This is a genomic window from Streptococcus mitis (genome assembly GCF_003942765.1).
In the GTDB taxonomy this organism is placed as follows: domain Bacteria; phylum Bacillota; class Bacilli; order Lactobacillales; family Streptococcaceae; genus Streptococcus; species Streptococcus mitis_BE.
On sequence record NZ_RJNW01000008.1, the window covers coordinates 15487 to 36037 of the forward strand.

Consider the following 20551-nt stretch of genomic DNA (forward strand, 5'->3'; position numbering starts at 1 on the left):
AGAAAGAGGTCATTCTATGGGAATTGAAGAACAATTTGGCGAAATCGTTATCGCTCCACGTGTACTTGAAAAAATCATTGCCATCGCAACTGCTAAAGTTGATGGTGTCCACTCATTTTCAAATAAATCCGTATCTGATACCCTATCAAAACTCTCTCTTGGTCGTGGCGTCTACTTAAAAGAAAGCAACGAAGAACTAACTGCTGACATCTACCTCTATCTTGAGTACGGTGTGAAAGTACCAAAAGTTGCTCTTGCTATTCAAAAAGCAGTCAAAGATGCTGTTCGTGATATGGCTGATGTGGAACTTTCTGCTGTCAACATCCATGTTGCAGGAATCGTTCCAGATAAAACACCAAAACCTGAGTTGAAAGATCTATTTAACGAGGACTTCCTCAATGACTAGTCCATTATTAGAATCTAGACGCGAACTTCGTAAATGCGCTTTTCAAGCTCTTATGAGCCTTGAATTCGGCACAGATATGGAAACAGCTTGTCACTTTGCCTACACGCATGACCGTGAAGATGCAGATGTGCAAATCCCTGCCTTTCTTCTGAACTTGGTTTCTGGCGTTCAAGCTCAAAAAGACGAGTTGGATAAACAAATCAACCAGCACCTCAAGTCAGGCTGGACAGTTGAACGCTTGACCTTGGTCGAAAAAAACTTACTACGCTTAGGTATCTTTGAAATCACATCATTTGATACACCTCAGCTGGTAGCAGTCAATGAAGCCATTGAACTTGCTAAAAATTTTTCAGATCAAAAATCAGCCCGCTTTATCAACGGACTGCTTAGTCAATTTGTAACTGAAGAAAATGAATAATCGAAAAGGTGTTTGGTCTTCCAAGCACCTTTTGACTTTCCCCTTGATATAAAGTAAGAGCCACATAAAAACTAGAACTGGCAATCAGTTCTAGTTTTTGCGTATTCTAAAGAATTATACTCAATGAAAATCAAAGAGCAAACTAGGAAGCCAGTCGTAGGCTGCTCAAAACACGGTTTTGAGGTTATGGATAGAACTGACGAAGTCAGTAACATATATACGGCAAGGCGAAGCTGACGTGGTTTGAAGAGATTTTCGAAGAGTATTAGTATTTTCTAAATCGTTGGTAACGCTCTTCCAACAACTCTGCTAGCGGTTTTTGTGAAAGCATGGCTAGTTCGGCTTGGAGTTCTTTTTTGACACTCTTAATCAGTTCTTTACTAGAAAGTCCTGCTTCAGAAATCACTTTGTCCACCACTTCCATTTCTAACAATTCATGTGAGGTGATTTTCATCAGTTTTGCTGCTTCCATGGCACGAGTGCCGTCCTTCCATAGAATGGAAGCAAAGCCTTCTGGGCTGAGAATGGCATAGATAGAATTTTCCAGCATCCAGACACGGTCTGCGACTGCTAGAGCCAGAGCCCCTCCTGAACCACCTTCACCGATAATAATGGCGATAATAGGAACTTTCAGGTCACTCATTTCCATGAGATTGCGAGCAATAGCTTCTCCCTGACCACGTTCTTCCGCTCCCACACCAGGATAGGCACCTGCAGTATTGATAAAGGTCACAACTGGACGGCCAAACTTTTCAGCCTGTTTCATCAAACGTAGGGCCTTGCGGTAGCCTTCTGGATGCGGTTGTCCAAAATTCCGTTTTAGATTGTCTTGCAAGCTCTTGCCTTTTTGTATACCAACCACTGTTACAGCTTGGTCTCCAAGCCAGCCAATACCACCAACAACTGCACCATCATCGCGGAAAGAACGGTCACCATGTAATTGGATAAATTCATCAAAAATGCCTGTCGCAAAATCCAAAGTTGTCAAGCGACTCTGCTCACGCGCTTCTCTGACTATTTTTGCAATATTCATCTAGGACTCCCTCCATGCAATCTGACTAGGCTAGAAATGGTGTCTGGCAAATCTCTTCTTTTGACAATAGCATCCACAAAGCCATGTTCCAATAGAAATTCTGCCTTTTGGAAATCCTCAGGTAAGCTTTCACGAACCGTGTTTTCAATCACACGACGCCCAGCAAAACCGACCAAACTCTGTGGTTCAGCCAGAATGATATCGCCTTCCATAGCGAAAGAAGCTGTCACACCACCTGTCGTTGGATCTGTCAAAATGGTCAGATAAAAGAGACCAGCATTTGAATGGCGTTTAACTGCTGCAGAAATCTTGGCCATCTGCATGAGACTCATGATTCCTTCCTGCATACGGGCGCCACCAGAGGCTGTGAAGAGAACAACTGGCAATTTTTCGACAGTCGCATACTCAAACAAACGAGTGATTTTTTCACCTACAACCGTACCCATAGAAGCCATGATAAAGTTGGAATCCATAATCCCAAGAGCCACAGTCTGACCTTTTATAAGAGCTGTTCCTGTCACAACGGCTTCATCCAGACCTGTTTTTTCACGCATAGTTGCTAGTTTCTTTTGATAACCAGGGAAATGCAAGGGATCCTTGCTTTCAATCCCTGTAAACAATTCCTTGAAGGTTCCCATATCAATCGTCAGAGCCAAGCGTTCTTGGGCAGAAATACGAAAGGTGTAACTACAGTGCGGACAGATACGCTCACTTCCCAGATCCTTCTGATAAATGGTATGCTTACAGCCTGGACACTGGGAGAATAATTCATCTGGAACCTCTGGCTTGGCTTGAGGTTTTTCCCTAACCGAACGATTGGGATTAATTCGAATATACTTATCTTTTTTACTAAATAGAGCCATTGATTCCCCTTTTCGGTTTAAACTCTTGAAGTCATTTTATTCTTTTTCTTGATACTTGGGTAAGAAGGTTTCCATCAAGAAGGAAGTATCATAATCTCCAGCAATGACATTGCGATCTGAAATGAGGTCAAGCTGGAAATCTGCATTGGTCTGCACTCCTTCAATCTCTAATTCATAGAGGGCACGCTGCATTTTCATCAAGGCATCAAAACGATTTTCACCGTGAACGATGATTTTAGCAATCATACTATCATAATAAGGCGGAATGGTATAACCTGGATAAACTGCTGAATCCACGCGCAAGCCAACTCCACCACTTGGCAGATAGAGATTAGTAATCTTACCTGGACTTGGAGCAAAGTTAAAGGCTGGATTTTCTGCATTGATACGACACTCGATAGCATGTCCTCTTAGAACAATATCTTCTTGCTTAACAGACAGAGGTTGACCTGCCGCAATGCGAATCTGTTCCTTAACGATATCCACACCTGAAACAAATTCTGTTACTGGATGTTCTACTTGTACACGAGTATTCATCTCCATAAAATAGAATTTACCGCTAGCTTCATCAAGAAGAAACTCAATGGTCCCTGCATTCTCATAGCCAACAGACTCTGCCGCTCGAACAGCAGCAGCACCGATTTCATGGCGCAACGTTTTTCCGATTGCAATCGAAGGACTTTCTTCCAAAACCTTTTGGTTATTCCGTTGAAGAGAACAATCCCGTTCACCCAAGTGAATCACATGTCCATGCTCATCACCTAGGATTTGAACCTCAATATGACGAGCTGGATAAATAACCCGCTCTATATACATGGCACCATTGCCATAATTGGCCTTGGCTTCACTTGAAGCAGTATCAAAGGCGGAAACGAGGTCTTCTGGTTTTTCAACCTTACGAATCCCTTTACCACCTCCACCTGCTGAAGCCTTGAGCATAACAGGATAGCCAATTTTTTCAGCAACAATCAAGGCTTCCTCAGAGTTATGCACTTCTCCATCCGAACCTGGAATGACAGGCACACCTGCTTTGATCATCTGAGCGCGCGCATTGATCTTATCCCCCATCATATCCATGACATGACCAGATGGGCCGATAAACTTGATACCAACTTCTTCACACATGGTCGCAAATTTGGAATTTTCACTGAGAAATCCAAAACCTGGGTGAATAGCTTCTGCCTCAGTCAAAACTGCAGCTGATAGAACCGCATTAATATTGAGATAAGACTCTGTTGGCTTACCAGGGCCAATACAAACTGCTTCATCTGCCAAAAGCGTATGAAGAGCTTCCTTATCAGCAGTTGAATAAACCGCCACCGTCGCAATGCCCAATTCACGCGCCGCACGGATAATACGAACCGCAATTTCACCACGATTGGCAATTAAAATTTTTCGAAACATGGAGAACCTCCTTAGTTCCCTATTGCAAAGGTAAGAGTACCACTAGCTGCAAGCTTGCCATCCACTTCAGCCTTTGCTTCAACCACGGCAATGCTACCGCGACGTTTTACAAACGTTGCCGTCATAACTAATTGATCACCTGGTACAACTTGCTTCTTGAATTTAACCTTGTCCATACCAGCGTAAAAGACCAGTTTTCCTTTATTTTCAGGTTTTGACAACTCCAAGACACCAGCTGTTTGCGCCAATGCTTCCATGATCAGAACACCTGGCATGACAGGGTATTGAGGAAAATGACCGTTGAAGAAGGGCTCATTGATGGTCACATTTTTGATGGCAACAATAGTATCCTCGCTCACTTCCAAGACACGGTCTACTAGGAGCATAGGATAACGGTGGGGAAGAGCTTCTTTGATTCCTTGAATATCGATCATTTGATACGTACCAATCCTTTACCAAACTCAACCATTTCTTCGTTAGAAACGAGAATTTCTGTTACCACACCATCCTTAGGTGCTGGAATTTCATTCATGACTTTCATGGCTTCGATAATAACCAGTGTTTGACCTTTTTTAACACTATCACCAACTGAAACGAAGGCAGGTTTATCTGGACCAGCAGCCAAGTAAGCCACCCCAACAAGTGGGCTCTCTACAACATCTCCCTCAGCAACCACACTTGCTTCAACTGAAGCAGGAACTTCTTCCACTACAGTTTCTACTGGAGCAGATGTTGAAGCTACTGGACTTGGTGTTGCTACAGCAGGCGCAGGAGCGACCTGAGGTGCAACTTCAGGCACAAGTCTAGCTTCATTCTTGCTAAACTGTAACTCATCCGTCCCATTTCTATAAGAAAATTCTCTCAAACTTGACTGGTCAAATTGGGCCATCAAGTCTTTAATATCGTTTAAATTCATAGTTATTTATTCTCCCAACGTTTGAAAGCAAGAACTGCATTGTGGCCACCAAAACCAAAAGTATTTGAAATAGCGTATGGAATTTCTTGCTCCAAGCCTTGTCCATAAACGACATTGGCTTCGATATAATCTGATACTTCACTTGTTCCAGCTGTCATTGGTACAAAGTTATGACGCATAGCCTCGATTGTTACGATAGCTTCTACTGCACCCGCAGCCCCCAGCAAATGTCCTGTGAAAGACTTGGTTGATGATACAGGTACTTCCTTACCAAGAACAGCTACAATCGCACCACTTTCTCCTTTTTCATTAGCAGGAGTTGATGTTCCGTGAGCATTGACATAGGCTACCTGCTCTGGAGAAATCTCAGCTTCTTCCAAGGCTAATTTGATGGCCTTGATAGCTCCCTGACCTTCTGGATGTGGTGAAGTCATGTGGTAGGCATCACAAGTATTTCCGTAACCAACCACTTCAGCAAGGATAGTAGCGCCACGTTTTTCAGCGTGTTCCAAACTTTCAAGAACCAACATACCTGAACCTTCACCCATGACAAAACCATTACGGTCCTTATCAAATGGGATAGAAGCACGCGTTGGGTCCTCCGTAGTAGAGAGAGCTGTTAGGGCTTGGAAACCAGCGATAGCAAAAGGTGTGATAGAGGCTTCTGAACCACCTACCAACATAACATCTTGGAAACCAAACTTAATTGAGCGGAAGGCATCCCCAATCGCGTCATTTGATGAAGCGCAGGCAGTATTGATGGATTTACAAACACCGTTTGCTCCAAAACGCATAGCAACATTTCCTGAAGCCATATTTGGCAAGGCTTTCGGAAGGGTCAATGGTTTCACACGTTTTGGCCCTTTGTCATTTAGGCGAAGTACTTGATCTTCAATTTCTTTGATTCCACCAATACCAGAGGCCACGATAACACCAAAACGATCTTTATCAAGAGTCTCTACATCGAGATTAGCGTGATTAACAGCTTCTTGGGCTGCATACAAGGCATACAAAGAATAGTTATCGAAACGATTGGTATCTTTCTTAACAAAGTATTTATCAAAAGGAAAATCTTGGACTTCTGCCGCATTATGCACATCAAAGTCACTATGATCAAATTTTGTAATTTTACCAATTCCGATTTTTCCAGTTGTCAAACTATTCCAAAATTCTTCTGGTGTATTTCCGATTGGAGATGTTACTCCATAACCTGTTACTACTACGCGATTTAGTTTCATCTTTTTTACCTCTAGCTTCTGCTACATACTTAAGCCACCATCAATGGCAACCACTTGACCAGTTAGATAATCTTGGCCTGCTAAAAATACTGTCAAATCTGCAACCTGCTCTGCCTGCCCAAATTCTTTCATAGGAATTTGCGCCAGCATAGCATCTTTTACCTTGTCTGATAGAACAGCTGTCATATCGGACTCAATCATTCCCGGTGCAATAGCATTAACCCTGATATTGCGATTGGCCACTTCACGCGCTACAGACTTAGTAAAACCAATCAAACCAGCCTTAGAAGCAGCATAGTTAGCTTGACCGATATTTCCCATCAAACCAACAACACTAGACATATTAATGATAGCACCTTCTCTGGCTTTTATCATCGGTTTCAAGACTGATTGTGTCATGTTAAAGGCACCAGTCAAGTTAACCTTGAGCACTTTTTCAAAATCCGCTTCTGTCATCTTGAGCATAAGGGTATCTTGGGTAATCCCTGCATTGTTGACCAAAACATCTACTGAACCCAGCTCTACAATAGCTTGATCAACCATACGCTTAGCATCTGCAAAATTTGATACATCTCCTGAAATGGGAACCACCTTGACACCATAGTTTGAAAACTCAGCGAGCAATTCTTCTGAGATTGCCCCACGACTGTTTAAAACAATATTGGCTCCTGCCTGAGCAAACTTGTGGGCGATGGCAAGACCAATCCCACGACTCGAACCTGTAATAAAGATATTTTTATTTTTTAGTTGCATTCTTTTCTCCTGTTTCCTCTTGTATTTGTGGGAGAAGGGATTACTCGTTTTCTAGCAAGGCTTCCAAACTCGCCTGATCTTCAACATTGGCTAGTTTAGCTGTTTTATCAATTTTTTTGACAAAGCCTGACAAGACTTTCCCTGGGCCAATCTCGATAAAGTTGGTTACTCCTGCTTCTTGCATAACTGCAATACTTTCATAGAAACGAACTGGTTCCTTGACCTGACGCGTCAAGAGTTGAACTATATCTTCTTTTTGCATAACTGCAGCTTCTGTATTACCAACTAGGGGACAAGTGAAATCTGAAAAACTTACCTGAGCTAGTGTTTCAGCCAGTTTCTGACTAGCAGGTTCAAGAAGAGCAGTATGAAAAGGTCCTGAAACCTTAAGAGGAATCAAGCGTTTAGCTCCTGCTTCCTGCAAGAGTTCAGCAGCTCGATCAACTGCAGCCACTTCTCCACCAATCACGATTTGTACAGGTGTATTGTAGTTAGCTGGAGTAACCACTCCAAGTTCAGAAGCTTTTTGACAGGCTTCTTCAATGACCTCTACTGGCGTATTGAGAACTGCTACCATCTTACCAGAGCCAGCAGGAGCTGCTTCTTCCATATAGGCGCCACGCTTAGCAACCAAGGCTACCGCATCTTCAAAATCCAAGGCACCGCTGGCCACTAAGGCAGAGTATTCTCCAAGAGACAAACCAGCAACCATATCAGGTTGATAGCCCTTTTCTTGCAATAAACGATAGATAGCAACTGAAGTTGCTAAAATAGCTGGTTGCGTATAGCGAGTCTGATTGAGTTTTTCTTCTTCCGTATCAATGAGATAACGCAAATCATAACCGAGCACCTGACTCGCTTGATCAATCGTTTCTTTGACAATAGGGTAGTGATCATAGAAATCCCTTCCCATACCTAGATACTGTGCACCTTGACCAGCAAATAAAAAGGCTGTTTTAGTCATTTCTTACAACTCCTGCCCAACGAGAGGCTTCTTCTTGAATTTTCTTAGCTGCTCCGTAATACAAATCTTTTAGGATTTCTTCAACGGTTTCTTCTTTGGAAACAAGTCCTGCAATCTGACCTGCCATAACAGAGCCACCATCCACATCTCCGTGAACAACCGCTTTGGCTAGAGCACCTGCTCCCATTTGTTCAAAAATTTCCAAATCTGGATTTTCTTGTTTAAAAGCATCTTTTTCAGCTTGTTCAAAATCACGAGTCAACTGATTTTTAATCGCACGAACAGCATGTCCAAAGTGTTGAGCTGAAATCGTAGTATCAATATCTCTAGCTTTTAAAATTTTCGCCTTATAATTTGGATGGGCATTAGACTCTTTTGCAACGACAAAGCGAGTTCCAACCTGAACAGCTTCTGCACCTAGCATAAAGCCAGCTGCAGCACCTTCACCATCTGCAATCCCTCCTGCAGCAATAACAGGAATAGATACAGCAGCAGCAACCTGGCGCACCAAGGTCATGGTTGTTAATTTACCGATATGCCCCCCAGCTTCCATTCCTTCTGCAATAACGGCATCTGCACCGATTTTTTCCATGCGTCTAGCTAGGGCAACACTTGGAACAACAGGAATAACTGTAATACCAGCAGCATGGAAACGTTCCATGTATTTACTTGGATTTCCTGCTCCTGTTGTAACTACCTTAACACCTTCCTCGATAACGAGGTCTACAATATCTTCCACAAAGGGAGACAAGAGCATGATGTTGACACCAAAGGGTTTATCCGTCAATGATTTGATTTTATCAATATTTGCCTTGACAACTTCTTTAGGAGCATTCCCCCCACCGATAATCCCTAGTCCTCCAGCCTTGGAAACAGCTCCTGCCAAATCACCATCAGCAACCCAGGCCATCCCTCCTTGAAAAATAGGATAATCAATGTTCAATAATTCTGTAATACGTGTTTTCATAGTGCCTCCATCGTTTCTTGCTTACGTAATAGTTCGATACCGTCATAATTTGACAATCAAACTATTGCCTAAACAAGAGGGAGCGGGTTTCCCTACTCCTTCTATTTATATTCTGTTTATTTTGTTTGCTCTTCAACGTAGGCAACCAAGTCACCAACTGTTTTCAAGTCATCTTCTGCTTCGATTTGGATATCAAAAGCATCTTCGATTTCTGAGATTACTTGGAACAAGTCCAATGAATCTGCGTCCAAATCATCAAAAGTTGATTCAAGTGTTACTTCTGATGCGTCTTTCCCAAGTTCTTCAACGATAATTTCTTGTACTTTTTCAAATACTGCCATGATAGGACTCCTTTAAAATAAATAGTTTTTTATAACAATGTGTTCACCACATGATTACCTAAATTGTAAGAATGAGCGTGCCCCAGGTCAAGCCTCCACCGAAGCCTGATAGCAGAACAGTCTGGCTACCATCTAAACGGATGAGGCCTTGTTCTACACACTCTGAAAGTAAAATCGGGATACTGGCTGCACTGGTATTGCCATATTCCATCATATTAGCTGGAAGTTTGTCTCGGTTAACACCGATTTTTCTAGCCATCTTATCCAAGATACGGTCATTAGCCTGATGAAGTAGTAGATAATCCAAGTCTGTCGCCTCTATAGGAGATTCATCAATAGTCTGTTTGATAGACTTGGCTACATCCCGAATGGCAAAATCAAAGACTGCACGCCCATCCATCTTCAAAAATGAATCTGCATTTTCTTGATCTGAAAATGGAGAATGTAGGCCTGAATGTCCATACGTCAGACACTCGCTACGACTCCCATCACTATTGAGACTCTCAGCCAAAAAATGCTCTTGCTCACTAGCTTCTAACAAGACACCACCAGCACCATCTCCAAACAAAACAGCTGTTGATCGGTCTGACCAATCGACTGCTTTAGAGAGGGTTTCACTACCAATCACCAAGCCTTTTTGAAAGCGACCAGAAGCGATAAACTTTTCAGCAGTTGATAATGCAAATACAAATCCACTGCAAGCCGCTGTTAGGTCAAAAGCAAAGGCCTTATTAGCACCAATATTAGCCTGAACACGAGCAGCTGTAGAGGGCATCATAGAATCTGGAGTAATGGTAGCTAGGATGATAAAATCCAACTCCTCTCCTATGATTTCAGCTTTTTCCATCAGTTTCTTAGCAACCTCTGTAGCCAAATCACTAGTAGATTCTGTTCTTGAAATATGCCTTTGTCGTATTCCCGTCCGACTTGAAATCCACTCATCATTGGTATCCATAATCTGAGCCAAATCATGATTTGTAACCACTTGCTCTGGCACATAATGAGCAACCTGGCTTATTTTTGCAAAAGCCATTATCTCAAATCCTCCAAAAATTGATAAAGATTGGTCAAACCTTTGCTCATAACCTCAATTTCTTGCTTACTCATACCATCAATGATTTTTTCAACCATGGCCTTGTGGAAGCGTTTATGTAGCCTATGAACCAAGCGACCTTTCTTTGTCAAATGCAGATGTACCACACGTCGATCATGTTCTGAACGAATGCGTTCAATGTAACCCTTACGTTCGAGATTATTCAAACTAGTCGTAACTGTCCCAAGAGTCACCATCAACTCTTTTGACACTTGACTTGGTGTCACATCTGGAACTTTTCCAATCACATCAATCGTATGCATTTCTTTGATGGAGATATCCTTGAAACGACTACCTCTCAAGCTAACTTCCTCAATAACGAGGACATTGTTAAATATAGACGTTAAATATTCATTAATTCGTTGGTAGTCCAATCTTTCCTTCCCTCCTTTTCAAAAAAACTTTTAGAATCAAAACATTTGACAAAAGAATTATATCAAAGTTCAAAGAATGGTGCAAGTATTTTTTTATTTTCCTGTAAATTTAGGTCGTCTTCTTTCCGAATGAGCCCGAACTCCTTCTTTGAAATCCTCTGTTTGAGCTAAGGATTCCTGTAGGTTCAGTTCTAAAGTAGCATAATCTTGCCAATCTTTGAATTGGCTCTCCCAAACCAACTTCTTGATGGCTGCATAGGAATTGCTTGAACCACGTCTTAATTTTTTAAGAAGCTGTTCTCTGGTTTTTTCTAACTTGTCAGCTTCAGAAATACGGTAAACCACACCCCACTCTAGAGCTTTTTCTGCTGTCAAAGCCTCTCCTGTCATGGCTAGTTGAGTAGCACGCGTCACACCAATACTTCGGCTCAAGAGATGAATTCCTCCTGCATCTGGAGCCAAACCAACTCCAACAAAGGCTTGGATAAATTTAGCCTTATCGGTCGCTAAACAGAAATCTGAGGCAACAGCCATATTTGCCGCAGCACCTGCAACAGCCCCATCAACCTCCATCAAAACAGGCTTTGCAATTTGCTTGATTTTATAAGAAATAGCATTGACTAGTTCTGCGATTTTCGTTAATGATGGAATATCATCCTCATCCACTGCCCTCTTCATCTCTACTAAATCTCCCCCAACTGAAAAGACTTTGCCATTCGCGTTGATTAAGACAAAATGCACAGCCGGATCCTCTTCTGCCAAAGTCAGAGCTTCTAAAATCTCCTCACACATAGGAATATGAAAACCATTCGCGACCTCAGGACGGTTCAAGGTAAGGATTGCCAAGTCCTCTTCAAGCTGATATATAATATGTTCCATCTGGACTCCTTTTTATTTTATATGCAGTTTAAATTATTTTATTTTCAAAGTATATCTTTTTTAAAATCAGAAAGCAATAAAAAATCGACTAAAAGTGTCTCAGCCGATTAGAAAGGCTCGCTTTGTCCTAGAAAGCATCTTATTTTCTTCATTGAAAAAAGCCTTTCTTTCTGCTATAATCATATAAAATACTTACTTTAGGAGTTCTTATGAAAGTTGTTAAATTTGGAGGTAGCTCTCTTGCCTCTGCTAGTCAATTAGAAAAAGTTTTAAACATTGTAAAAAGCGATTCAGAGCGTCGTTTTGTCGTCGTTTCTGCACCTGGGAAACGCAATGCCGAAGATACTAAGGTTACGGATGCCTTGATTAAATACTACCGCGACTATGTTGCTGGTAACGATATTAGCAAGAGCCAAAACTGGATTATCGACCGCTATGCCGCTATGGTTAGTGAATTGGGACTGAAGCCAGCTGTTCTAGAAAAAATTTCTAAAAGTATTCGTGCCTTAGCCACTCTTCCTATCGAAGAAAATGAATTTCTCTACGATACTTTCCTAGCAGCCGGTGAAAATAACAATGCTAAATTGATTGCTGCCTACTTTAATCAAAATGGGATCGATGCACGCTATGTGCACCCTAGAGAAGCTGGTATTGTGGTCACAAGTGAACCTGGCAACGCTCGCATCATTCCATCAAGTTATGACAAGATTGAAGAATTGACAAATACAAATGAGGTCCTTGTCATTCCTGGTTTCTTTGGAGTTACCAAGGAAAATCAGATCTGTACCTTCTCACGTGGAGGATCAGACATTACAGGTTCTATCATTGCTGCCGGTGTTAAGGCAGACCTCTATGAAAACTTTACAGACGTTGATGGTATCTTTGCGGCTCACCCTGGTATTATCCACCAACCACACTCGATTCCTGAGTTGACCTACCGTGAAATGCGTGAGTTGGCCTATGCAGGATTCTCAGTCCTTCATGACGAAGCCCTTCTACCTGCCTACCGTGGAAAAATTCCTCTGGTTATCAAGAATACCAACAATCCTGATCACCCAGGTACTCGTATCGTTCTAAAACATAGTAGTGATGAATTTCCAGTTGTGGGAATTGCTGGTGACTCTGGCTTTGTCAGCATCAACATGTCTAAATACCTCATGAACCGTGAGGTTGGATTTGGACGCAAGGTTCTTCAAATCCTTGAAGATCTTAACATCGGTTGGGAACATATGCCAACAGGTATCGACGATCTTTCAATCATTCTCCGTTCTCGTGAACTAACTCCTATCAAGGAAGAAGAAATCCTTCGTCAGTTGGTGCAAAAAGCTGAAGTAGACCATGCAGAAATCGAGCACGACCTTTCAATCATTATGATTGTTGGCGAAAAGATGAAGAGTCACATCGGAGTAACTGCTACTGCGACACGCGCTCTATCTGAAAACAAGATCAACATCCAGATGATGTCTCAAGGTTCTAGTGAAGTGTCTATCATGTTTGTTGTCCATAAAGACCAAGAAAAAGCAGCTATCAAAGCCCTCTACAATGCCTTTTTCGGTGAAAGTAAGGAAGACTAAGCATGGCTCAATCACTTAACAAAACAGTGCTCCTCAATACGACAGGCACCTCCTACCTCTCTATAGCTGGGAAAGTTGGGAAATTCCTTGTCGGAGATCAGGCTCTGGAATTTTACCCAGATGTCAATGTTGAACAATTTATTCAGATTCCTTGGAGCCATATCAACCAAATTGGAGCTAATGTCTCTGGTCGCAAAATCAGTCGCCACTTCGAAGTCTTTACAGACAGAGGAAAATTCCTCTTTGCTTCAAAAGACTCAGGTGCCATTCTCAAAATTGCTCGCGAAAAACTGGGCAATGACAAGGTCGTCAAACTTCCGACCCTGATTCAGACCATTGGTCAAAAATTTAAAAATCTATTTGCAAAAAAGTAGAAACTTTAGTATAATCATAGCAACGGATAAGTAGGTTATCTTCTTCTTTAAGAAAGTCTGCGGGTGCTGCGAGCAGATAGGAGGGATAGGTGAAATTCTACCGTTAGTAACAATTACATACACAATCAAGTGCACACCTGTGAAGTTGGATGGAACCGTGGCCCTGCCACTCCAACGCTTTGTCAGGTGTGCTTTTTTCATAAAGGAGTTCTTATGTTAGATATCAAACGTATTCGTACAGACTTTGATGCTGTCGCAGAAAAATTGGCTACACGTGGTGTAGATGCTGCTGTCTTAAACGAGATGAAAGAAATCGATGCTAAACGTCGTGATATTTTAGTCAAGGTTGAAACTTTAAAAGCAGAACGTAACACAGTTTCTGCTGAGATCGCTCAAGCCAAACGCAACAAGGAAAATGCAGATGACAAGATTGCTGCTATGCAAAATCTATCTGCTGAAGTCAAAACCTTGGATGCTGAATTGGCAGAAATCGATGCTAAATTGACAGAATTTACCACTACTCTCCCAAATATTCCAGCTGACAGTGTTCCTGTTGGGGCTGATGAAGATGACAATGTGGAAGTTCGCCGTTGGGGCACTCCACGCGAGTTTGACTTCGAACCAAAAGCTCACTGGGATCTTGGTGAAGATCTTGGTATCCTTGACTGGGAACGCGGTGGTAAGGTAACGGGCGCTCGCTTCCTCTTCTATAAAGGTCTCGGTGCTCGTTTGGAACGTGCCATCTACAACTTTATGTTGGATGAACATGGAAAAGAAGGCTATACTGAAGTCATCACACCTTACATGGTTAACCATGATTCTATGTTTGGGACTGGTCAATATCCAAAATTCAAGGAAGATACTTTTGAATTGAGCGACAGCAATTACGTCCTTATTCCTACAGCTGAAGTTCCTCTGACAAACTACTATCGTGATGAAATCCTTGACGGTAAAGATCTGCCAATCTACTTCACTGCTATGAGTCCTTCTTTCCGTTCTGAGGCTGGTTCAGCTGGTCGTGATACGCGTGGCTTGATTCGTTTGCACCAATTCCATAAGGTTGAAATGGTCAAATTTGCTAAACCAGAAGAATCTTACGAAGAATTGGAAAAAATGACAGCCAACGCTGAAAATATCCTTCAAAAACTTAACCTTCCATACCGTGTCGTTGCTCTCTCTACAGGAGATATGGGCTTCTCAGCTGCTAAAACTTACGACTTGGAAGTTTGGATTCCAGCGCAAAATACCTACCGTGAAATCTCAAGTTGTTCAAATACAGAAGATTTCCAAGCCCGTCGTGCCCAAATCCGTTACCGTGATGAAGCAGATGGCAAGGTGAAATTGCTCCATACTTTGAACGGTTCTGGACTTGCAGTTGGACGTACAGTGGCTGCTATTCTTGAAAACTACCAAAATGAAGATGGTTCTGTAACCATTCCAGAAGCACTTCGTCCATACATGGGTGGCGCTGAAGTTATCAAACCATAAAAATAAGGTTTAGCTATTTATAGCTAGACCTTTTTTCGTAACCAAATCAGATAAGCGCCTAATACAAAGAATAAAATAGTTAGGCATATAACGGTTTCAGCCAATACAATATAATCCAGAAATGGAAGTTTCAAGATTCCCTGAGCCATCTTGAGCGAGGTAGCCGTGATGATTGTTGGGAAGGTGAGGGCTGAAAAAGCTGGTTGAAAGCCTTGTTTTAAAATATTGGGCAGACGAGTTAAAACAAAGAAAAAGAAGGATTGAGACGCCAAAATCATGGCAATCAGGAGCCAAGTCGGTAGGCTGGCTCCTCCAACTCGAACTAGAGAAGCCAAGAGTAGAGAGAAGGGAGCACAGTAGATTCCTTCTTGTCCAAGCATGGCTACTGGGAGTGGATATTGCTTTAAATCACTATAAATAAGGGGATAGAGATAGAAGGTCAAGAGAAAACCAAAACTCAAGGTCGCATAGGCAATCTCGATAATGCCTACCAGTGGATAAGTCAAGGCTGCCACTGCTATTCCCACATAGAGAACCGTCCAGCTAGGAGTGGAATAAACCCTCCGACCAGGAAAGGCAAATTTGATGGTGAATCCAGCAATCAGGGCCAAATCCAAGAGAAATGAAAACCACCAGAGTCCTTGCGCTACTATAGGAAGATGAGGGAACACACGAAAGACATAGGTCGATAAAATCATCCCAGCCATGGGAAAGGTAGCCATTCCTGACAAAAGAGGGGGCTTGGCCAATTCTTGCTTGGTTTCTTTCCAATTAAACAGATGAAGAATTAGAAAGTAAATCCACAAAATCAAACCAGACAGACTCAGTAGATGTGACAGAACTGGCAACATATCTAAAACGAGATTTCCAGCTCCTGCCAAACCTAGCAAACAACCTGAAAATACTAAGGGGAGTTTTTTCATCCTAACCTCCAATAATCATGTTAATTTCAGTATAGCATAAAAGCGCTTAAATGAGGACTTAAAAAAACGAAGTTCAAAAATTCAAACTTCGTTTTTATTTTACTATTTTTTAACTCGTTGCTAAGATATGGCGCAACTGAACAGCACTTGGAGAAACAATTGGAAGAAAGGCTCCTTCATTCCATCGACGGATAAATCCTGATGTTGATTTACTAAAGTAGCCTCTACCACCACCTGCTTGTAACTCTAATAGAAGACTCTGAGCAACAACATCCACAATGTCTATTCTTAACTGAAAGAGTTCACGCGGATTGGTAACAAAATAAGACCTGTCAGACAAACCTTGATAAAGCTCTTGTCGAATAGCATCTAACTGTTCGACCTGATGCTTCCACTCATCTGTTAATACACTTCGTTTCCCCAATTCTTTTTCTACTTCTGAGAGAGAACGTTCAGCTAAACCAAAAGCTAGACCAAATTGGTAGCCTAAAAAAGCTGGACGATTTTGTGCCAAAAATTGGTGAGCATCTTTTGATAAAATCCATTCCTCTTTCAAAAGGACCTTATTAAAAGTCAGAGTAGCCGTGTTTCCTCCTTGAAGAGAAACAAATTCTAAGTCTTCAGAACGACTAAAATTCTCTGCGTCTGATGGTACAGCCACCACGTAACTTGTACTTGGATCATCTGTAAAGCCTGCCACAAAAATAGTTAAGAATTGATTTCTTCGAGCGTTCGTTACCCATGGCAGTCTCCCTTTCAGATACAATTGTCCATTTTCTTCAATAATTCGAACATTAAGTTCCTCTAGGTCAGATAAATACTTAACGGCATTGGATAAGGCAGTAGCACCTGCATATTCTCCAGACAAGAGTTTTTCCAGATAGCTTTCTTTAAAATAGGAATTTTCTGTATGGAGAATATTATCTATTAAAGTGCGTTGCCCCCATGAAATAAAAGAAGCTGTTAAGGAATGTTGTGCAAGTTCTGCAAGGATATCAATGACATCTTGATCACTTCCTCCTGAACCTCCGAGAGATTCCGGAACACCTACACGAAAGGCTCCCTCTACTGCAATCCTTTCAATCAGTTGCTCTCCAGCTTGACAAGACTGTTTGTCGATTTCATCAGCATGCTGGTCCAACCAGCTCAAAAATTCTTCTGAAAAAAATCCCATAGTCTTTCCTCCTTTTATGCATAAGGTTGCAATTCTGGGTTAATTGGTGTATTGGCTAGGTTGTTGGCATAGTTACAGAGGCTTGCTAGGCTGACACCCAGAACCACATCCAAGGCATTTTGTTGGGTGTAGCCAGCTTCTAGAAACTCAGCTAAGGCTTCATCTCCTACACGACCCTTGGTATTGATTACCGCCAAGGTAAACTTAGCTAGGGTGTCCAATTTAGGATCTGTTTCAATTGGAGTACGATTGCGAAGGGCTTGAAGCAGATCATCATTCATCTGGATTTGTTTGATTGAAAAGGCTGTGTGACCTGCGACACAGAAGGCGCAACCATTTGTCACAGCTGCCGTGATTTGCACCACTTCACGCTCAACAGGCGTCAAGCTGTTACGACGATTGATGGCTCCGACAGTTCTGTAGGCTTCTAAAGCAGTTGGTGCATTGGCCAAGAGACCGATTAGGTTGGGAATATAGCCATTGTTATCTTTTTGTACTGTTTCAAGAACTTCTTTCACTTCTGCTGGTGCTGATTCGACTGTATGAATTGTAAATGTTGTCATCATAAAACCTCTTTTCATGTTGTTGAAATCTAGTCTATCACAGATTCTATACCGTGTATAATATATATTTTAAATTGCATCGATAAAAATTTTTTATGAAAGAAAAAAATCACACGCGATGTGTGATTTCATTATTTGTCAAAATACTTTTTAGTCTCAGCAATAACGACTGGTGATAAAACTAAGAGGGCAATCAAGTTTGGCAGAGCCATCAAGGCATTGACAATATCTGCGATAATCCAAACCATATCCAACTCGATAAATCCTCCCAACAAGACCATGAGTACAAATACCACACGGTAGAGCCAGATAAAGCGAACCCCAAAGAGGAACTCGAAACAACGTTCTCCGTAATAGTTCCAACCTAGAATCGTTGTAAAGGCAAAGAGCACAAGGAAGATGGTCAAAAGGGCAGGTCCAAAGTGTGAAAAGACTGTTGAGAAGGCTGACTGAGTCAAGGCAACTCCATTCAAATCACCACTCCAAACACCAGTTACCAAGATGGTCAAACCAGTCAAGGTACAGATAATGAGGGTATCAATAAAGGTTCCTGTCATGGAAATCAAACCTTGCTCTACCGGTTCATTTGTCTTAGCCGCAGCAGCTGCAATGGGAGCAGAACCCAAACCAGATTCGTTCGAGAAAACACCTCGCGCTACACCATTTTGAATAGCCATTCGAATGCTAGCCCCAGCAAAACCACCCACCGCAGCAACTGGACTAAAAGCCGATGTCAAGATTAAAGCGATTGTGGCAGGAATTTTTCCAATATTAAAGAAAATAACTGTAAGAGTTCCTAAAATATAGATGATAGCCATAAAAGGAACAACAGTAGTCGAAACCTTAGAAATGGACTTTAGTCCGCCAAAAACGGTAATCGCTACTAAGACAGACAAAACAAGAGCTGTGATAGCTGGCGAAATAGTCGTCGTATTTTGGATAGACTCTGTAATCGAGTTGACTTGGGTAAAGGTCCCGATTCCCAATAAAGCTACTAGCACACCTGCCAGGGCAAAGAAGATCGCAAGGGGACGCCACTTTTCTCCCATACCCAAAAGTATATAGTGCATGGGACCTCCTGCAACAGCACCGTTATCATCTTTAGTTCTGTATTTAATAGCTAATAAACCTTCCGCATATTTGGTTGCCATTCCAAAGAAAGCCGCCATCCACATCCAAAAGAGAGCCCCTGGGCCACCTACCTTGATAGCTGTCGCCACCCCAATAATATTTCCCGTACCAACTGTCGCTGCGAGTGCTGTACACAAGGCCGCAAAACTGGATACATCACCATGTCCCTTATCCTTGGTAAAAATAAGCTGGAAGGCCTTGGGCAGACGCAAAACCTGCAAAAGTCCTAGACGAGCAGTTAGGTAAATCCCTGTCCCGACCAAGAGAATCAAGAGGGGTGGGCCCCAAGCAAAAGCATCGATTGATTTAAGCAATTCTAACATTTCCTTCTCCTATCTTTTCAACCCCAAAAGAAAGAGCACATGCAAGATACATGTACTCTGGAATGCTTAGATAAATGCTAAAAAGCGGTCTATCCTAGCTCTGTCCTTTTACCTGAGAGTTTGAGCAGTTGCCTGCCTTGCCCCTTCGGTGCCTTTACGGTCTCTCCAGAGTTCCGTCCATTTACAGTCATGAAAAATCAAACGATTCCCCACTTCTATTAAACTTCATTCGGTGTTGGTATTTAATTGATTCTTATTTTACAAAAAATGTTGGCTTTTGTCAATGTGTTTTAGAAAATTCTTATTTGACTTTGTAGTGAAATCTATCTGCTTCTCCCCAACTTGTATGTGCTTGATAAAACACCATACGATCTCTAGTAGAATCTGATCTATCTGTCTTATCGCCTTCATCTGATAATCTTGATCCAGCTGGAATAAAGTACATGGTTGCCGATGCAGTCGGATGTCCAATCCTTGCAATTAAATACCCGTTTACTATACTTGCACCTTCTAAATAAATAGACTGATTGTCCGAACTAATTAATCCGTACTTATCAAACGTAAGTTTTCCTTCCCCACCAGGTAGTTCCCAAGTACCTTCAATACTAGAGAAATCTCCATTTTTTATGGCGTTAATATCCATTTTTTTAGAATCATGTTGATTTGATGAGGATGTCGTCTCAGCTGTCCCTTTGTCTGCACTGCTTCCTCCAGAAAGTTTATCAGAAACTGACTTCCAACTTAGAGTCTCTATAGAAATGGGCGAACCGACACCAAGATCTGCTAGCTCTTGAGATTCCTTGGCCTTCACCAAGGACTGGCCATTCTCACTAAATTGGTAGTGGGCATAGATGTGACTCGTTGCTGTACCAGCTCCACGATAGAGCAAAGAATTGTCTGGCAGGATGCCGACTGTCATTCTCTCACCAATCTGGTCTAAACGATTTTCTTGATTGGTCAGACGAATAACCTTTCCATCTTTCAAAGTACGGATATCCAGCAAACTCTTTCCGCCACTTTTCATCTCAAGAGCAAGTAAAAGTTCATCGACTCCATCATTATTCAAATCCCTCTTATGATAAACTACATCTGTATAAAAATCTTGAGAAGAGTTTGTTTGGCTAGCTAAAGCGTTGACATCCATTCCTGTCGGCAAGGTACCTTTAACTACTTTTTCATAATCATCCAGAACCTTATTGTAGTAACTGTAATCTATTTCTGTACTTGATGTAGATGTATCCAATGGTGAATTAGATGTTATTTCCGCGCTTTTATTCCATGGTAAATACTGACAGCCTCCTAGAACTAGTGTCAGTAAAAGCGTTGTGGTTAATAAAAACTTTTTCATATTT

The 20551-nt window shown here is 41.9% G+C and carries 23 protein-coding genes and 1 riboswitch; of the genes, 5 read left to right on the forward strand and 18 right to left on the reverse strand.

The window, feature by feature from the left end:
• Positions 1-16 precede the first annotated feature (16 nt).
• A complete protein-coding gene (locus D8849_RS09735) occupies positions 17-406 on the forward strand; it encodes an Asp23/Gls24 family envelope stress response protein (protein ID WP_020902992.1) in 390 nt (129 codons plus the stop codon).
• Complete coding sequence (gene nusB / locus D8849_RS09740; protein ID WP_000203638.1) at positions 399-824, forward strand: transcription antitermination factor NusB; 426 nt, start codon at positions 399-401, stop codon at positions 822-824. Before D8849_RS09735 ends, nusB begins: the two co-directional genes overlap by 8 nt.
• Positions 825-1089: 265 nt before the next feature.
• On the opposite strand, the gene D8849_RS09745 is transcribed toward nusB, so the two are convergent.
• The 13 genes from D8849_RS09745 to D8849_RS09805 all read right to left on the reverse strand — a co-directional run bounded on the left by D8849_RS09745 (position 1090) and on the right by D8849_RS09805 (position 11649).
• Positions 1090-1857, reverse strand: a complete 768-nt coding sequence (locus D8849_RS09745) for an acetyl-CoA carboxylase carboxyl transferase subunit alpha (protein WP_125386950.1) — start codon at positions 1855-1857, stop codon at positions 1090-1092.
• Entirely contained in the window at positions 1854-2720 is an 867-nt protein-coding gene (gene accD / locus D8849_RS09750; RefSeq protein ID WP_125386951.1) for an acetyl-CoA carboxylase, carboxyltransferase subunit beta, read from the reverse strand. The genes D8849_RS09745 and accD overlap by 4 nt, the downstream gene beginning before the upstream one ends.
• Before the next feature lie 36 nt (positions 2721-2756).
• Positions 2757-4124 (reverse strand): acetyl-CoA carboxylase biotin carboxylase subunit, encoded by a 1368-nt coding sequence (gene accC, locus D8849_RS09755; RefSeq protein WP_061589556.1) that lies wholly within the window; start codon positions 4122-4124, stop codon positions 2757-2759.
• An 11-nt stretch (positions 4125-4135) separates the two neighbouring features.
• Entirely contained in the window at positions 4136-4558 is a 423-nt protein-coding gene (gene fabZ, locus D8849_RS09760) for a 3-hydroxyacyl-ACP dehydratase FabZ (protein ID WP_000565512.1), read from the reverse strand.
• Positions 4555-5040 (reverse strand): acetyl-CoA carboxylase biotin carboxyl carrier protein, encoded by a 486-nt coding sequence (accB, locus tag D8849_RS09765; protein WP_125386952.1) that lies wholly within the window; start codon positions 5038-5040, stop codon positions 4555-4557. The genes fabZ and accB overlap by 4 nt, the downstream gene beginning before the upstream one ends.
• Positions 5041-5042: 2 nt before the next feature.
• Positions 5043-6278 carry a beta-ketoacyl-ACP synthase II gene (fabF, locus tag D8849_RS09770; RefSeq protein WP_125386953.1) on the reverse strand — a complete coding sequence of 412 codons (1236 nt, stop codon included), beginning with the start codon at positions 6276-6278 and terminating at the stop codon, positions 5043-5045.
• Positions 6279-6299: 21 nt separating this feature from the next.
• Positions 6300-7031 (reverse strand): 3-oxoacyl-[acyl-carrier-protein] reductase, encoded by a 732-nt coding sequence (gene fabG / locus D8849_RS09775; RefSeq protein ID WP_125386954.1) that lies wholly within the window; start codon positions 7029-7031, stop codon positions 6300-6302.
• 40 nt (positions 7032-7071) lie between these two features.
• A complete protein-coding gene (fabD, locus tag D8849_RS09780) occupies positions 7072-7995 on the reverse strand; it encodes an ACP S-malonyltransferase (protein WP_125386955.1) in 924 nt (307 codons plus the stop codon).
• Positions 7988-8962 (reverse strand): enoyl-[acyl-carrier-protein] reductase FabK, encoded by a 975-nt coding sequence (fabK, locus tag D8849_RS09785; protein ID WP_125386956.1) that lies wholly within the window; start codon positions 8960-8962, stop codon positions 7988-7990. Before fabK ends, fabD begins: the two co-directional genes overlap by 8 nt.
• Positions 8963-9078: 116 nt before the next feature.
• Positions 9079-9303, reverse strand: coding sequence for an acyl carrier protein (locus D8849_RS09790; protein WP_000257838.1), 225 nt, complete (start codon positions 9301-9303; stop codon positions 9079-9081).
• Positions 9304-9361: 58 nt separating this feature from the next.
• Complete coding sequence (locus D8849_RS09795) at positions 9362-10336, reverse strand: beta-ketoacyl-ACP synthase III (RefSeq protein WP_125386957.1); 975 nt, start codon at positions 10334-10336, stop codon at positions 9362-9364.
• Positions 10336-10770 carry a fatty acid biosynthesis transcriptional regulator FabT gene (gene fabT / locus D8849_RS09800; RefSeq protein ID WP_000386355.1) on the reverse strand — a complete coding sequence of 145 codons (435 nt, stop codon included), beginning with the start codon at positions 10768-10770 and terminating at the stop codon, positions 10336-10338. Before fabT ends, D8849_RS09795 begins: the two co-directional genes overlap by 1 nt.
• A 93-nt stretch (positions 10771-10863) precedes the next feature.
• Entirely contained in the window at positions 10864-11649 is a 786-nt protein-coding gene (locus D8849_RS09805) for an enoyl-CoA hydratase (RefSeq protein WP_125386958.1), read from the reverse strand.
• Between the two features lie 209 nt (positions 11650-11858).
• Here D8849_RS09805 and D8849_RS09815 point away from each other — a divergent pair, with 209 nt between their 5' ends.
• From D8849_RS09815 to serS, 3 genes are all read left to right on the forward strand, one after another.
• Complete coding sequence (locus tag D8849_RS09815) at positions 11859-13223, forward strand: aspartate kinase (RefSeq protein WP_125386960.1); 1365 nt, start codon at positions 11859-11861, stop codon at positions 13221-13223.
• A gap of 2 nt (positions 13224-13225) precedes the next feature.
• Complete coding sequence (locus tag D8849_RS09820) at positions 13226-13597, forward strand: DUF956 family protein (protein WP_049487025.1); 372 nt, start codon at positions 13226-13228, stop codon at positions 13595-13597.
• Positions 13598-13810: 213 nt separating this feature from the next.
• Positions 13811-15085, forward strand: coding sequence for a serine--tRNA ligase (gene serS, locus D8849_RS09825; RefSeq protein ID WP_115904878.1), 1275 nt, complete (start codon positions 13811-13813; stop codon positions 15083-15085).
• 23 nt (positions 15086-15108) lie between these two features.
• Here the strand turns inward: serS and D8849_RS09830 are convergent, their stop codons facing one another.
• From D8849_RS09830 to D8849_RS09850, 5 genes are all read right to left on the reverse strand, one after another.
• Complete coding sequence (locus D8849_RS09830) at positions 15109-16008, reverse strand: TDT family transporter (RefSeq protein WP_125386961.1); 900 nt, start codon at positions 16006-16008, stop codon at positions 15109-15111.
• 109 nt (positions 16009-16117) lie between these two features.
• Positions 16118-17182 carry an acyl-CoA dehydrogenase family protein gene (locus tag D8849_RS09835; protein WP_125386962.1) on the reverse strand — a complete coding sequence of 355 codons (1065 nt, stop codon included), beginning with the start codon at positions 17180-17182 and terminating at the stop codon, positions 16118-16120.
• A 14-nt stretch (positions 17183-17196) separates the two neighbouring features.
• Positions 17197-17745, reverse strand: a complete 549-nt coding sequence (locus tag D8849_RS09840) for a carboxymuconolactone decarboxylase family protein (RefSeq protein ID WP_000206774.1) — start codon at positions 17743-17745, stop codon at positions 17197-17199.
• A gap of 131 nt (positions 17746-17876) precedes the next feature.
• Complete coding sequence (locus D8849_RS09845; RefSeq protein ID WP_115904879.1) at positions 17877-19199, reverse strand: alanine/glycine:cation symporter family protein; 1323 nt, start codon at positions 19197-19199, stop codon at positions 17877-17879.
• A 90-nt stretch (positions 19200-19289) separates the two neighbouring features.
• Positions 19290-19378: riboswitch (glycine riboswitch) on the reverse strand.
• A gap of 122 nt (positions 19379-19500) precedes the next feature.
• Complete coding sequence (locus D8849_RS09850; protein ID WP_125386963.1) at positions 19501-20547, reverse strand: DUF6287 domain-containing protein; 1047 nt, start codon at positions 20545-20547, stop codon at positions 19501-19503.
• Between the last annotated feature and the right edge of the window lie 4 nt (positions 20548-20551).